13 protein-coding genes are annotated in these 14,731 nt (G+C 67.0%); 4 read left to right on the top strand and 9 right to left on the bottom strand.

All coding sequences use genetic code 11. The features are described from left to right. Positions 1–87: 87 nt before the first annotated feature. The 6 genes from SOM61_RS11135 to SOM61_RS11110 all read right to left on the bottom strand — a co-directional run bounded on the left by SOM61_RS11135 (position 88) and on the right by SOM61_RS11110 (position 7,237). Positions 88–789, bottom strand: coding sequence for a pirin family protein (locus SOM61_RS11135; RefSeq protein WP_320474156.1), 702 nt, complete (start codon positions 787–789; stop codon positions 88–90). A 220-nt stretch (positions 790–1,009) separates the two neighbouring features. Continuing rightward, positions 1,010–3,508, bottom strand: coding sequence for a TonB-dependent receptor plug domain-containing protein (locus tag SOM61_RS11130; RefSeq protein WP_320474155.1), 2,499 nt, complete (start codon positions 3,506–3,508; stop codon positions 1,010–1,012). A gap of 65 nt (positions 3,509–3,573) precedes the next feature. Continuing rightward, a complete protein-coding gene (locus tag SOM61_RS11125) occupies positions 3,574–4,086 on the bottom strand; it encodes a RidA family protein (protein ID WP_320474154.1) in 513 nt (170 codons plus the stop codon). Between the two features lie 34 nt (positions 4,087–4,120). Beyond that, positions 4,121–4,531, bottom strand: coding sequence for a c-type cytochrome (locus SOM61_RS11120; RefSeq protein WP_320474153.1), 411 nt, complete (start codon positions 4,529–4,531; stop codon positions 4,121–4,123). Then, positions 4,528–6,114: a flavin monoamine oxidase family protein gene (locus SOM61_RS11115; protein WP_320474152.1), complete on the bottom strand. Its 1,587-nt coding sequence runs from the start codon at positions 6,112–6,114 to the stop codon at positions 4,528–4,530. The genes SOM61_RS11120 and SOM61_RS11115 overlap by 4 nt, the downstream gene beginning before the upstream one ends. A 400-nt stretch (positions 6,115–6,514) precedes the next feature. Further along, the gene (locus SOM61_RS11110) at positions 6,515–7,237 is read right to left on the bottom strand and encodes a hypothetical protein (RefSeq protein WP_320474151.1); all 723 of its coding nucleotides are present in this window, start codon (positions 7,235–7,237) and stop codon (positions 6,515–6,517) included. A 174-nt stretch (positions 7,238–7,411) separates the two neighbouring features. Here SOM61_RS11110 and SOM61_RS11105 point away from each other — a divergent pair, with 174 nt between their 5' ends. Next, positions 7,412–8,377: an IS1595 family transposase gene (locus SOM61_RS11105; protein ID WP_320474150.1), complete on the top strand. Its 966-nt coding sequence runs from the start codon at positions 7,412–7,414 to the stop codon at positions 8,375–8,377. A 37-nt stretch (positions 8,378–8,414) separates the two neighbouring features. On the opposite strand, the gene SOM61_RS11100 is transcribed toward SOM61_RS11105, so the two are convergent. After that, positions 8,415–8,726, bottom strand: coding sequence for a c-type cytochrome (locus SOM61_RS11100; RefSeq protein ID WP_320474149.1), 312 nt, complete (start codon positions 8,724–8,726; stop codon positions 8,415–8,417). Positions 8,727–9,271: 545 nt separating this feature from the next. Here SOM61_RS11100 and SOM61_RS11095 point away from each other — a divergent pair. Continuing rightward, entirely contained in the window at positions 9,272–11,428 is a 2,157-nt protein-coding gene (locus tag SOM61_RS11095) for a TonB-dependent receptor domain-containing protein (protein WP_320474148.1), read from the top strand. A gap of 16 nt (positions 11,429–11,444) precedes the next feature. Here SOM61_RS11095 and SOM61_RS11090 read toward each other — a convergent pair whose 3' ends face one another. Together SOM61_RS11090 and SOM61_RS11085 are read right to left on the bottom strand one after the other, a co-directional pair. Beyond that, entirely contained in the window at positions 11,445–11,822 is a 378-nt protein-coding gene (locus SOM61_RS11090; protein WP_320474147.1) for a Rap1a/Tai family immunity protein, read from the bottom strand. 67 nt (positions 11,823–11,889) lie between these two features. Then, the gene (locus tag SOM61_RS11085) at positions 11,890–12,804 is read right to left on the bottom strand and encodes a LysR family transcriptional regulator (RefSeq protein WP_320474146.1); all 915 of its coding nucleotides are present in this window, start codon (positions 12,802–12,804) and stop codon (positions 11,890–11,892) included. 106 nt (positions 12,805–12,910) lie between these two features. On the opposite strand from SOM61_RS11085, the gene SOM61_RS11080 reads away from it, so the two are divergent. Both SOM61_RS11080 and SOM61_RS11075 read left to right on the top strand, forming a co-directional pair. Beyond that, positions 12,911–14,131 carry an MFS transporter gene (locus SOM61_RS11080; RefSeq protein WP_320474145.1) on the top strand — a complete coding sequence of 407 codons (1,221 nt, stop codon included), beginning with the start codon at positions 12,911–12,913 and terminating at the stop codon, positions 14,129–14,131. 66 nt (positions 14,132–14,197) lie between these two features. Then, complete coding sequence (locus SOM61_RS11075) at positions 14,198–14,731, top strand: ankyrin repeat domain-containing protein (protein WP_320474144.1); 534 nt, start codon at positions 14,198–14,200, stop codon at positions 14,729–14,731.

Genomic DNA, 14,731 nt, shown 5'->3' with positions numbered 1-14,731 from the left:
GTCGTCTCCTGTTATCGTGGTGATCGAGGCGCCGCCCCGCGGGCGGGACGGCGTTTTACATGGCTGCTTATGGTTGCCTATGGTCGCTTACTGTGGCAGGTCGAACAATAACACTTCGGCGCCGGCTGCCTGGGCCAGGGTCACGGCTTCTTCACCGGTGACCTTCAGCGCGTCGCCGCCTTCCAGGGCGATGCCATTGACCGTCACCTGGCCGCGCACCACGTGGACATAGGCCTGGCGCCCGGCGCCCAGAGTATGTTTGACCTCGTCCTCGCCATCGAGGATGGTCGCATACAGGGCGGCATCCTGGCGGATCGAGACCGAACCTTCGCGGCCGTCGGGCGATCCGATCAGGCGCAGCTTGCCGGTCTTGTCGGCCGTGTCGAAGTGCTTTTCTTCGTAGCGTGGCTCGGCGCCGCCCACGTTCGGCATGATCCAGATCTGCAGAAAGTGCACGCCCTCGGTCTTGGAATGGTTGTACTCGCTGTGCACAACGCCCGAACCGGCGCTCATGATCTGCACGTCGCCGTAGCGCAGCACCGAACCGTTGCCCATGCTGTCCTTGTGCTCCAGCGCGCCGTCGAGCACATAGGAGATGATCTCCATGTCGCGGTGGCCGTGCGAATCGAAACCGCGGCCGGGCTGCACCTTGTCCTCGTTGATGACGCGCAGCGGACCGAAGCCCATATGCTTCGGATCGTGGTAGTGGCCGAAGGAGAAGGTGTGCTTCGAGTCCAGCCAGCCAAAGCTTGCGCCGCCGCGTTCATTGCTTTTACGTACGTTCAACATGGTGTCATCCTTTCGTGGTGGTGATCATCGAAGCGCTCGATCGCCAGGGCGGAAATCCGCCAGTCGATCTGTCTTGCGTTCGATGCGATGGAGTCATTATGCTCGCGCCACGAGGACTTGAAAAACGGGTAATTTAGCGTCCTATCATCGAGATTTTCGAACATACCCTCGAAGCCCTGCGGGCGGCCGCGACGCTGCCACCCGCAGGGTCTCTCCCTCGTCAGAACTTCAGGCTGGCGCGGGCATAGTAATAGCCGCCGTTGATGCCGAAGGGAGAAAACGCCGGGTAGATCGTCACCGCGCCATTGTCCAGGTTGGCGCGCTGCTCCGCCAGCACTAAAGGGTTGACCATGTCCGGGTACTCGTTGAACAGGTTGTTGGCGCCCAGCGACAGGGTCCAGGCCTTGCTGAACTGGTAGCTCACCTCGAGATCGGTCAGCAGCTTGTGCTTGATCCTGTTTTCATAATAGACCGAGCCATCCGACGAGAACTGCTCCGACGATTTGCCGAAGTAGTTCTCGCGCAGGTTGACGGTCCATGCGCCCACCTTCCACAGCGCGCCCAGGTTGACCCGCATGCGCGGCGAAGCGGTCTCCAGGTGCGAGATCGCGGTCTCGTCGAGCAGGGTCTGCGGTTGCAATTCGGGCGGCGCCTGGTTGATCTTGATGACCTCCACATGGTTGTAGTTGGCCGCCGCCGACCAGTCGACCCGCCCGTAGCCGCCGTAATTGCTGCTCATGGTGGCCACCGCCTCCATGCCGCGGCTGCGCGTATTGACCGCATTGGAGAAGATGTTGATGCCGGTCTGGACCACGGTCGGGTCGAGCACGTTGCCGTTGGCGAGGATCGCCGCCGTCACCGCCGGCGCATTGACCGCGCCGCCGGAGCCGTACAGCGCACCGCTGCCGACGATGCGGTCGCGGATCGTGATCTGGTAGGCGTCGAGCGTGATCGCCAGGCCGGGCCGCGGGTTGAGCACCAGGCCGGCGCTGATATTGGTCGAGGCTTCGGGCTTGAGGCCATTGATGCCCACCAGCCGCGCGCCTGGCGAATTGGGCGCCAGCTGCACGAAGGCGCTGCGCGGCGAGACGTTGGTGGCCGAATAATACGATTCGGCCAGCGTAGGCGCGCGAAAGCCATTGCTGTAGGTCGCGCGCAGCGCCACCGCCGGCGAGAAGTCGTAGCGGCTGGTCAGCTTGCCGACCTTGGCGTTGCCGAAGTCGCTGAAGCGCTCGTAGCGGCCGGCGATGTCCACAGTCCAGCCGGGCAGCGGCTGGACCGCCAGGTTGACGTAGGCCGCCTTGTTGTTGCGGCTATGGCTACCGGCGTCGGTCAGCGAGAAGCCGGGATACGACTGCGAGCCTTCCTTGTAGCGCGAGGCCGCGTCGCCTGCCACGATCTCGTAGGTATCGCGGCGGTGCTCGAGGCCCAGGGCCAGGGTCAGCGGCGAGGCCCAGCCGACGTCGAATTCGCGGCTCAGGTCGAAGTTGTTGGCCCACTGGCTGGCGCGGAATTCGCCGGCATCGAATTCGAGCGGCGTTGCGCCGGTATCGGTGTACAGCGAGATGTTGGCCGAATTGGCCACGCCGAGCTTGGCCACGTCCTTGCCGTAGGTGCTGGACAGGTCCCAGTTCCAGGCGCCGAACAGGCGGCCCTTGACGCCGAGAGTAAAGGCATAGTCTTCCTCGTCGAAGGTCTCTTGCGGGCTGAAGCCGAAGGGATAGATCTGCGGCAGCCGGTTCGGCATGCGGTAGTTCTCCCAGGCGCGCGCTTCCTTCTTGCCATAGGTCGCGAAGCTGTACAGCGAAGTGTCGGCGCCGAAGTCGACCCCGAAATTGGCGGCGGCGATGTGCTGGCGATACTGGGCGTCGCCCTGGATCTTGTTCAGGTAGGGGTAGCCGGGCGCATTGACCAGCGACGGCATCTGGGCCATGGTGGCTGGATCCACCACGCGCGGGTCGATGCCGCCGCGCTCCGAGAAGCCGTGGTACTTGGTCTCGGCCGTCAGGCTCAGGAAGGCGTCGGCGAACGGGGTCAGGCCGATATTGGCCATGCCGTCGCCGGTATGGCCGCCGCCATCCATATAGCCGCCGCCGTTGACGTTGGCGGTGCCGCCACGGTTGTTCGACTTGAGGATGATGTTGATCACGCCTGCGATGGCGTCGGTGCCGTATTGCGCCGCGGCGCCGTCCTGCAGCACCTCGATGCGGTCGATCGCCGCCACCGGAATGTAGTTCAGGTCGACCGCCGCGCCGCCCTGGTAAGGGCCGCCCAGCACCGCCAGGTTGGCGGTGCCGTGACGCCGCTTGCCGTTGACCAGCACCAGCGTATTGTTCGGGCTCAGGCCGCGCAGGCGCGCCGACAGCGTCATGTTCGCCATATCGCTGCCGAAGGCCTGGGCGTTCAGCGAAGGCAGGTTCTGCGACAGCGCCTGGATCAGGTCGGGCTGGCCGGTGCGGCCCAGCGACGCCGCGTCCAGCACCTGGATCGGCGAGGCGCTGTTCTCGACCGTCAGGCCGGCGGCGCGGGTGCCGGTGACGATTACCACGCCGCTGTTGGAGACCCCCGGCGCGGCGGCATCGAGCGCAGGCGCCGCCGCGCTGGCGGGCGCATTGTCCTCGTCGCGCCCGGCGTCCGGGCCGGGGTCGGCGCCGGCGTGGGCGCAGATGCCGCAGGTGAGCAGGCCGGCGATGCCGGTATGAAGAAAGCCTTTGACCATGTGTTTCCCCTAGTTGGAATTGTTGGACGAGAACAGCCTTGCTTGCTTCTTGCGTATTTGCTTGCCTACTTCTTCGCGGCGACGACTTCGATCTCCACCAGCCAGCCCGGATTGCTCAGGGCCGCCACCTGCATCACCGCGCGCGCCGGCAGATTGGGCTGGGCGCCGCCGAAGAACTGGGTATAGCCGGCCATGAAGCCGGCGACGTCGGCGCGTCCCCCGTGCGACGGGTCGCCCACCAGGAACACCTGCATCTTGACCACGTCGCCCATGCCCAGGCCCATCCCCTGCAGGATGTCGCGGATGCGCTGCAGGACGCCGACCGTCTGGGCGCGGGTGTCGCCGAAGGCCGCGATCGAGTTCGGATCGTGCTCCTTGTGCACGACCGGCGGCACCTGGCCGCTGATGAAGTGGATGGTGGCGTTGGGCGGCACGCTCACTGCCTGGGCGATAGGGAAATCGGAATTCGGGATCTTGTGGCGCACGATGTCCTGGGCGCCGGCTGCGGCCGGCAGCAGCAAGGGCAGGAGCAGCAGCGAGGCGGCGAGTCGTGAGGGGGGACGGCGGTCAATCTTCATTAGCAGGCCTTTCATGGTGGTTGGAAGAAACGGTTCAATGCTTGTTGCCGAAACGGTTGCGGCTGGCGGGCGGCAGCTGCAGGGCCGTGCGCAGCGCGCCGACCTCGGCGTCGGCGACCGGCGCGGCGCGGTTGCCCCAGCTGGCGCGCACATAACTGAGCACCGCCGCGATGTCGGCGTCATCGAGGCTGCCGCTAAAGTCCGGCATGCCGCCGCGGCCCTTGAGCAGCACCTCGGTCGCTTCGGCCGGCGCGCCAATCGCCAGCGCGCTGCCGGCCAGCGCCGGGAAGGCGCCGGGGATGCCGCGTCCGTCGGCCTGGTGGCAGGCCGCGCAATTCTTCGCGAACAGGGTCTTGCCGTCGGCGGCGACTGGCCCCGTCTGGGCGAAGGCCGCGCCCGCCCAGAGCCCGGTGGCCAGCGCCCAAAGCGTGAAAATGGACTTCATGCGCTCGCCCTCCGGTGCAGCCGTTCGATCTGCTGCCAGGCCGATTCGATGGCCCCGGCCTGCCAGCCGGTGAGGTAACTCAGGTGTTCGCCGGCGAGCTGCACCCTGCCCTCGCCCTCGAGCAGCAGCGGATAGGCGTCGCGGCGCGCCGCCTCGTTCCATTCGGCCCAACCACCCAGGCTGTACTGCACGCGGTGCCAGGCCACCGAGAACGCGTTCTCGTAGGCGCTGCGATAGGCGGGGAAGATTTTTTCGCCGGCGGCCAGTGCGAATTCGGCCCGCTGCGCCGGCGACAGCGCACTGACTTCGATGGCGTCGAGCGCATAGTTGTAGTAGCCGAGCACCACGCCCTTGCGCTGCTGCCAGCCGCTCGACGGCAGCGAGATCGTGTTGATGCCCTTGAGGTCGGTGAGGACGTGGCCGCCGTAGATATGGTCGTCCTCTTCCCAGAAGCGGCGCCCCATCTGCAGGCCGATCTTGCCGACCGGGGCATAGGGCACGGCCTTGAGCGCCGCCTTGAAGCCGGGCGAGAAATCGGTGTCGATCATGCGCAGCACCGACAGCGGCAGCGTGCACAGGCAGTAATCGGCTTTCACGCTGGAGGCCTGGCCGCTGGCGGTGTCGTGCAGGTCGATGGTGACGCCGGCGGTGTCCTGGCGGATGCGCCGCACCTCGGCCCCGTAGCGGACCGCATCGCCCAGGCGCGCGGCGAAAGCCTGCGGGATGCGGTCCATGCCGCCCACTGGCTGGAACATGGTCGCGTGCATCGGGAACTCCTGCACCGCGCTGTACACCTTGCCCACCCTGGCCGCGAGCAGGTCGCCGAAGGCCAGCGGGTCGGACGGCGTGCCGGCGCCCGGCACCAGGCCGGCGCCCGGATTGGTGGCGAAGCCGCGCCCGCTGCGACCCTTGTAGGCCAGGTCGCCCAGGCCGAGGGCGCCCTCGCGCGCCAGGTAGTCGAGCAGCAGCATCTGGTCCTCGCTGCTCAATCGGACATCGAGCTGGCGCGACTGGACCGATTTGGCCAGCAGTTCGGCGACATGGCCGCGCATGTCGGCCTTGATCTGCGCCCCGCGCAGGCGCCGCTTCGACAACGGCCCGCCCTCTTCCAGGTACACCCAGGCGTGGTCGTTCTCGTTCACCATCACCTCGAGCGGCACCGCGAATTCACGGGCGTAATGCAGGGTCGACTGGTGGTCGAGCGGGATGCGCCACGGTCCGTGGTTGATGTAATGGCCGCGGTCGAAGCGGCAACGCTGTTCCTCGCCGCCGAGTTCGCGCAGCGTGAAACCGCGGCGCGCCGTCTGGCATCGCCCGCCGGCATAGGGGCGCGCCTCGAGCACCTGCACCCGGTAGCCCAGCTTGCGCAACTCGTAGGCCGCGGAGAGGCCGGCCAGCCCGGCGCCGAGGATCGCGACCTTTTTACCCTTTCCGCTGCCTGTGAGCGGCGGCGGCGCCGTCACCTTCGAGGCGATACCCATGCCCCATGCATTCATCGACTTCATCAACAACGCCGAGCCGCCGACGGCGGCCGCGCGGTACAGGAAAGCACGCCGGGTCAGCGGCGATTTCACAGCGCTCATCCACACCTCCACATGTCAATACAAAGGACTCAGACAGGTGGCCTCAGAGCAATCGCCATGCCATTGATGCGGGGATTTCGCGCTATAAAATCCGGACAAAATAGAGTTTATTTACAGCTACTCCAAATGTAAGAAAGCTGTAAGCGAATCTATGCAAACAGAATTTGGATTGAGTCATGTCACACTCGTATGTACGAAGCTGCGGAGTGATGGTCGGCTTGTGACAGCGCAAACATTATTCATATTCACTGGCGCCGACAGTGCAGCGGCCCCGGCGGCGGCGGCCATGTGACACGCGAACGTCCGCCGCCACGGCCATGCACCGCCGTGGCGTCGAACCGCACCTTATTGGGTTGCAGAAATAATCGATGCACCGCGGCGGGCGGCCGCCGACGCCCCGTCAGGCCGGTGGCAGCAAGCCGTCGCGCACGATCCAGTAGCTGAATTGGCCGTAGCTCGGGATGGCGTCGGGCGCGGCGTCGACGAAGTGCTCGGCCAGCATCTGGCGATAGGCCGCGGCCGGCGAGAACCTGCGGTGCGTCGCCGCGTAGCGCGCCACCGCGTCCCGGAACAGCGCGCGCAGCGCGCCGTCGATATTGGCGCCCGGCGCCGCGCCCTTGCGCGGCCGGCCGCGCTTGACGCCGGCGCGCGCTTCACGCGTCTTGCCGCGCGCACCGGAATTGGCGAAGTCCGGCAGCAGCGCATCGATGGTCTGGCCCCGTTCCCAGTAGCGGCGCAGGTAGCGCATGATGCTGGCGGGCGCGATGCCGTGCGCGACGCCGCATGCCGCCAACAAGGCGGCGCGCTCGCGCGGCAGGTACAGCGCCGGGAGGTCCTGGTGCAGCGCGCGCACCGCGTTCCAGGCCTTCAGCTGGTAGCGGCGCTGGCTATCGGACGGAGCGGCCGCGGGGCTGACGGCGCGCCAGGGATCGGGCCGCAGCAGGCGCGCGCGCCGCTCGCGCAGCGCGGCGTACAGGACGCGCAGGGACGCCGGCCGGGGCACGGCCCCTGGAATGCCCAACGCATAGGTATAGGCCTGGGCGCCGGCCGGGTCGATCCACAGGATGCGGAGCGGACGGCCGGGAGTATCGAGATACTCGATGACGTCGTTCTGGAGGAACATGGGCGGGTCCTGTCGTTCAGGTGCCTCGCCCGTATGCAAGGACCGCGCCAGTGGCGCGGCAGCGGCGCCGTGCAGCGCCGCGGATCGGTCATTTGGCGCTGTTCGCGTTATTTCAGCGAACCTTCCTGGTCCAGTCGGGTCTCAGCACTATCGAGTGATCCCGAAGAGGCGGCTGTGGCCAATTTTGATTTCGGTACATTGTTTGCCGCCCTGCGTGGCGTCCCGCTGGACGATAGCGAACGCTCAGAACTACGCGCCTGGCTCGCCACATTCGACGATACCGCCGACGCCGCGGCCAAGTGTATCGTGCTCATCGAACAGGCGGCCGTCGGAAAATGCTGCCCTCGGTGCGGCGGCACGCGTTCGCATCGCTGTGGGCACGCCAGCGGCCTGCAGCGCTGGCGCTGCCTGGCTTGCGGTCGCAGTTACAACGCCTTGAGCGTGACCCCGCTGGCACACCTGCGCAAGAAAGAACGTTGGCTCGTTTACCTGCAGTGCCTGCTGGATTCACGCACCGTGCGCGCCAGCGCCGAGACTGCCCAGGTGCACCGCACCACCAGCTTTCGCTGGCGACACCGGATGGTGACCGGCTTCATTCACGAGCGTGCCGCGCACCTCGCTGGCGTGGTCGAAGCGGACGAAACCTATCTGCTGGAGTCGCAAAAAGAATCGCGCACGCTGACCCGGCCGCCGCGGCGGAGGGGCGGCGTGGCCAGCCACCGCGGCATCGGCCGCGATCACGACTGCCTGCTGATCGCTTGCGAGCGCGATGGCGCGGCACTGGATTTCCATTGCGGGCGCGGTCCGGTCAAGGGCATCGAGCTCGATGGGTGCCTGGGGCCGGTGCTGGCCCCGGCCACGTTGCTGATCAGCGACGGCGCCGCCGCTTATCGTGCATTTGCCAGGCGCCATGGCGTCAACCACGAAACGATTAACCTGCGCGCCGGAGAGCGGGCGCGCGGCGCGGTCCACCTGAACCATGTCAACGGCTGGCACAGCCGCTTCAAGCGCTGGTTGGTGCGTTTCCACGGCGTTGCCAGCCGGTATCTGTCCCATTACTCGGGCTGGCGGCGGGTGCTCGATATGGGCAGCCTTGCTGCGCCACATCAATTACTGCAGGCCGCCGTCAAGGCGGACTGATCCGCGCCACATGCCTAAATAACGCGAACAGCGCCGGTCATTTCTGCGCCAGGATCCACTTGGCCAGCGTCTGCGCCTCGGCATCGCTGACCTGCGGGTTGGCCGGCATCGGGATCGGACCCCAGGTGCCGCTGCTGCCCTTCTGGATCTTCAGCGCCAGGCGCGCCTCGGCGCCGGCGTCCTTCGCATACTTGGTGGCGACATCCTTGTAGGACGGGCCGACCAGCTTCGACGCGACGGTGTGGCAGGCCATGCAGGCCTTGGCCTTGGCCAGGTCGGCGCTGGCGTGGGCCGCGGGCATCGCGGCGGCGGCGGCGAGGGTCGCGGCCAGGATCATGGTGTTCTTCATAGGTGCTCCTGTATGGACTGTAATGACAATGGGGCGCTGTGCCCAGGGACCGACAGCCTCGTCCCTGACGCACCCGGCATGATAGCCGACAACGACGCGCGATTGCGACCCCATGAAGCGAGGATCGCCAGTTGCGGCAAGGGCGTATGGACGACGGACGCGGCCGCTCCGCACGCGACTCGCATGACCACGGCGGCCATCAGTACGATGCGCAGGTATTCCCTCCGACGCATGCCGTTTCCCTCCCGAGGTGAGCGCGACGCCGTTACGCCCCGTCGGCGCTGGTGCGCGAATGCACCCGTCCCGACGACGTGCTGCTGCGGTTAGACGCGATCGCCCGGGCCGACCGAAGCGAAACGGCGTTGGAACTGCACCACCGCCTGCGCAGTGGCCGTTTGGCCGGGGCGTTTCGTCTCATTCTTGCTACCTAGTCACAAATAAGAATAGGAATGATTCGTATTTGTGTTTAGAATGTTGCCGGTTAGACCTCTTTACATAGATTTACAGCTGTCGTCACACGTCCATAAAACTACAACGGAATCGAGATGCCCACACCTAGCCACCACGCGCCGCTGCTGCGTCGCTCCCTGCTCAGCCTCGCCATCGGCGCCCTGCCCTTCGCCGCCCATGCCAATGTCGGCGTCGACGCCGCCCCGGCCGACATGGCGACCGTCGTCATCTCGGCCTCCGGCTTCGAGCAGACCATCCGCGAAGCGCCGGCCTCGATCACCGTGCTGACCCGCGATCAGCTCGAGAAGGAACGCTTCGGCAACCTGGCCCAGGCCCTGGAAAGCGTGGAAGGCATCGACGTCGCGGCTGCCGGCGACAAGACCGGGGGCATGAACATCAGCGTGCGCGGCATGCCGAGCGACTACACCCTGATCCTGATCGACGGCCGGCGCCAGAATGCCGCCGGCAACGTGACCCCGAACGGCTTTGGCGGCACCTCGACCAGCTTCATGCCGCCAGTAAGCGCCATCGAGCGCATCGAGATCATCCGCGGCCCGATGTCGACCCTGTACGGTTCGGACGCGATGGGCGGCGTGATCAACATCATCACGCGCAAGGTCGGAAAGCAATGGGGCGGCACGGTGTCGGCCGACTACACCCTGCAAGAAGAATCGCGGTTCGGCGACGTCAAGGGCGCCAAGTTCTACCTGAACGGCCCGATCGCCACCGACGTGCTGGGCCTGGCGCTGCGCGGCAGCGTCCTGCGCCGCAACGAAGCAACGCTCAGCTACGACAACCAGAACGGCGAAGTGAACCTGAACATGGGTTCCAATCCGGTCAAGGCCAAGGTCGACAACGTCGGCGCGCGCCTGGCGTTCACGCCCAACCGCTATCATGAGTTCACCCTGGACGCCGACCGCACCCGCCAGACCTATGACAATTCGCGCGGCCAGGTCGGCACCCAGAGCGTGCAAGGCGGCTACGGCCCGGAACAGAAATACAACCGCGACCAGACCACCCTGGCCTACAAGGCGCGCCTGCCGTTCGGCACCTGGGACAGCAGCTATATGGTCAACAAGACCGAAACCATCGGCCGCACCATCCCGCCCGGTACGCCGGGCATGGTCGCGGGCGCCGCGCGCGTGCTGGAAGTCGAGAGCAAGGTGTTCGACACCAAGCTGCTGGTCCCATGGGGTAATCACCTGACCACCATCGGCGCCCAGCACTGGGATGCCGAGATGGTCGACGGCGTCGCGCCCGAAGCATTCGCTTTCACTCAAAAAGCGCTGTTCCTGGAAGACGAATGGCGCTTCCACGAGCGCCTGGCCCTGACCCTCGGCGCGCGCTACGACGACCACAGCATCTTCGGCGGCCAGACCAGCCCGCGCGCCTACCTGGTGTGGACGACGTCGCCGCAATGGACCTTCAAGGGCGGCATCAGCAAAGGTTATAAAACCCCGCGCGTCGAGCAGCTCTCGCCCGGCATCAACGGCTTCGGCGGCCAGGGCACGATTCCCCTGGTCGGCAGCCCGAACCTGAAACCCGAGACCAGCGTGACCACCGAACTGGGCGCCTATTTCGACAACGGCGCCGGCTGGACCGCCAATGTCACCGTGTTCAACAACGAGTTCGAGGACAAGATCACCAGCGGCACTGGCCTGTTGAACTGTACCTACCGCCTGGGACCCAACCGCCCCGGTTGCGTCAGCTTCGGCAACTGGCCGAACGTCGATGCATTCGGCCAGTCGATCAACGTCGACGAGGCGGTGACCCGCGGCCTGGAACTGGCGACGCGCTTCCCGATCGCCGCCGGCTGGGCCGCGAGCGCGAACTACACCTATACCGAGAGCGAGCAGAAAAGCGGCGCCAGCGCCGGCAAACCGCTGTCCGACACGCCCGAGCACTCGCTCAATGCGCGCCTGACCTGGGACATCTCGCCGCAGTGGAACACGTGGCTGCGCGCCGAGTACCGCAGCGAGCGCTATCGCGATCCGGGAACCTCGGCCGCCACCCGCGCCGCCAAGGCGACGCTGGGCGACTACAAGGCCTACGGCATGCTGCACCTGGGCACCGCCTACCAGCTCAGCCCGACCATCTCGATCAATGCCGCCGTCTACAACCTGCTCAACAAGGACTTCGTCGACTACCGTCCTTACCAGTCGACGCCGACGGCGGCGCCGACCTATAGCAGCGTGTACGTCAACAATATGGATGGTCGTCGTTTGTGGGTGTCGATGAACGTGGACTTCTGATCCAGGGGTAGTCCGGTCAGCGCTTCTTCTTGCCCGGCTTCGGGCAGGGAAAGCGCCGGCGCAGCTCGGCCAGCACCAGCGGCGCCGCGTTCTCCTTCAGCTCGGCCGGCTTGCGCGTCGCCTTCAGGCGGCGCACGACGGCCACATTCAATTCTTGCGGCAGCACCGGCCTGGCCAGGCACCATTCGCGGCCATGGCCGGCATCCTTGATGCCGTTCAGGTAAGCGTCCACCTTTTCGCGGTTGATGTAGTCAAGCTGGGTCTTCGGCTCCTTGAGCCGATGCTCGACCACTTCCTGGCCGGTCATGGCATTGAACGGATACACATAGGGAATCGCGGCCAGCGCGCCGGCCGGCATGCAGGCCGCGAGCGCTATCCAGGCGCCGGCTTTCATGAGGTCTCCTGTAGGGCAATCAGCGCCCCATGGTGCGGTGGCGTCCGCCGCCGCCGCTTGCGGACCCTCAATCGTGCGCCAGGCGCAGGTCCGGGTCGGCCTCGAACACGCCTGCCAGCCAATCGGCGAAGGCGCGCAGGCGCGGATTGGCGATGCGCCCCTGCGGATACAGCAGCGACACCGGCATCGGCGTCGGGCACACGCCCGGCAACACCTCGACCAGCCGGCCCTCCTGGCCGCGCAGCTGGTAGCGCGCCAGCTGGGCCAGGCCCAGGCCCTGCAGCGCGAGGATCAGGTTGGCGTCGGCGTCGTTGACCGAAATACCGCCTTTCACGGCGACCTTGCGCACCCCACCCGCTTCCTCGAACTCCCAGTCGAAGGCACGCCCGGTGCGGCCCGAGAAATGCACGATGCCGTCGTGCCCCGCCAACTCGTCGACCGAGGCCGGCACGTCGCACCGCGCCAGGTAGCCGGGCGTGGCCGCGAGTGTGAAGCGCATCAGGCCGATGCGGCGCGCCACCAGGCTGGAATCCTGCAGCTCGCCCACCCGCAGCGCACAGTCGATGCCCTCGCCGGTCAGGTCGACCAGGCGGTCGCCCATGCCGATGGAAAGGTCGATGCCGGGCCAGGCGCGACGGAATTCGGCCAGTCGCGGCAGCACGATGGCGCGGCCCAGGGCGCCCGGCAGGTCGATCCGCAGCCGTCCCTGCATGCGGCGTCCGTCGACGCCCAGGAAATCGGCTTCCGCCGTGTCGATCGCGGCCAGGATGGCGGCGCATTGTTCATAGTAGCGCTCACCGTCCTGCGTGAGCGACAGCCGGCGCGTGGTGCGTTGCAAGAGCTGGGCGCCCAGGTGGCGCTCGAGGTTCTGCATGGTCGCCGTCAGCGAAGCGCGCGGCAGGTTGAGCGATTCGGCGGCCTTGGTGAAGCTGTTGGCTTCGACGATCCGCACGAAGGTCTGCATCGCCTTCACCTTGTCCATGATTGTTCACATTAAATGAATTGTATGTGGGCATTATGCCCTAATTATCTTTGCCTCATGCCTGCCTAGAATGGAACCGTTCACATACCCCATCGAGGAACACGCCATGACAACAAGCACCCAAACACAGATTTCGAGCGGCATGACGATGCTGCTGGCCGCCGCCGCCGGCATCATCGTCGCCAACCTGTACTACGCCCAGCCGCTGGTCGCCCCGATCGGCGCCGCCCTCGGCATGCCGCCAAGCGCCACCGGCCTGGTCGTCACCCTCACCCAGATCGGCTACTGTCTCGGCCTGCTGTTCATCGTGCCGCTGGGCGATTTGCTCGAGAACCGGCGCCTGATCGTGAGCGGCCTGGTCGCCACCGGCGCCGCGCTGGCGCTGGCCGCGAATGCCAGCGCGGCCTGGCAGTTCCTGCTGGCCGCACTGGCCATCGGCCTTGGCGCGGTGGTGGCCCAGGTGCTGGTGCCGTTCGCGGCCCACCTGGCGCCGGAGGCGACGCGCGGCCAGACCGTGGGCAAGGTGGTCAGCGGCCTGCTGCTGGGGATCATGGTGGCGCGGCCGGTGGCCAGCGTGCTGGCCGGCTTCGGTGGCTGGCAGGCCGTGTTCGAGATCGCCGCGGCGCTGGTGCTGCTGCTGGCCGTGGTGCTGCATTTCAAGCTGCCGCAGCGCCGGCCGGCCGCCACCCAGCGCTATGGCGCGCTGATCGCCTCGCTGTGGCCGGTGCTGGCCAATACCGCCGTGCTGCGCCGCCGCGCGCTGTACCACGCCGGCCTGTTCGGCGCCTTCAGCCTGTTCTGGACCGTGGTGCCGCAAGCCCTGGCCGGCCCGGACTTCGGCCTGAGCCAGAACGGGATCGCGCTGTTCGCCCTGGTGGGCATGGCCGGCGCGGTGGCCTCGCCGATTGCCGGCCGCCTGGCCGATGCTGGCCATACCCTGGGCGCCACTGCGATCGCACTGGCTGTCGGCGCGCTGAGCTTCACGCTGCCGCTGCTCGGGCCAGATGCGGCGCCGAATTCGAAGCCGCTGGCACTCGGCCTGCTGGCCGTGGCTGCCATCGCGCTCGACGCCGCCGTCGCCGCCAACCTGGTGCTGGGCCAGCGCGCGCTGTTCGCCCTCGGCGCCGAAATCCGCAGCCGCCTCAATGGCCTGTACTTCGCCCTGTTCTTCGCCGGCGGCGCGCTCGGCTCTGCCCTCGGCGGCTGGATCTACGCCGAATATGGCTGGCATGCGGCGCTGGTGACCGGCATGCTGCTGCCGGCGCTGGCCTTGCCGGCCTGGTTGTGGGAAGCGGCCGAGCACACGGCCAGCCGCCAGCAAGCCTGAAGCGCAGCCTGCGTGGCCGCCTCGGATGTGCTTTAATCAAGCATCACAGTGACTTCCAGGGCCAGCATGCAAGCCAATGAAACCACCCCGCCGGCCGCGCCGGCGGAACTCGACGAAGCCACCCTCGAATGGGTGCGCAAGGTGTTCCAGCACGCCCGCGCCGGCGAGGCCGAACCGCTCGGCGCCCTGCTGGCCAAGGGCTTGCCGCCCAATCTGCGCAACGAGCGCGGCGACAGCCTCCTGATGCTGGCCTGCTACCACGGCCACCACGAGGCCGCGCGCGTGCTGCTGGAGCATGGCGCCGATCCGCAACTGATGAACGATGCATCCCAGACGCCGCTGCACGGCGCCGCCTTCAAGGGCGACCTGGCGGTGACGAAGCTGCTGCTGGACCACGGCGCGATCGCCGACCATGCGGGACCGGCGGGCAAAACCGCGCTGATGTTCGCCGCCATGTTCAACCGGAGCGAAATCGCCCGCCTGTTGATCGAACGCGGCGCCGACCCGTCACGGCGCGATGCCGACGGCGTCAGCGCCCACGATTTGGCGCAGCGCATGGGCGCGGCCGACACCGCGGCGCTGCTGGCGCCGACCGTCTGA

Source organism: Massilia sp. CFBP9012 (assembly GCF_034045115.1).
GTDB lineage: Bacteria > Pseudomonadota > Gammaproteobacteria > Burkholderiales > Burkholderiaceae_D > Telluria.
This window is presented reverse-complemented; position numbering and strand designations above follow the sequence as displayed.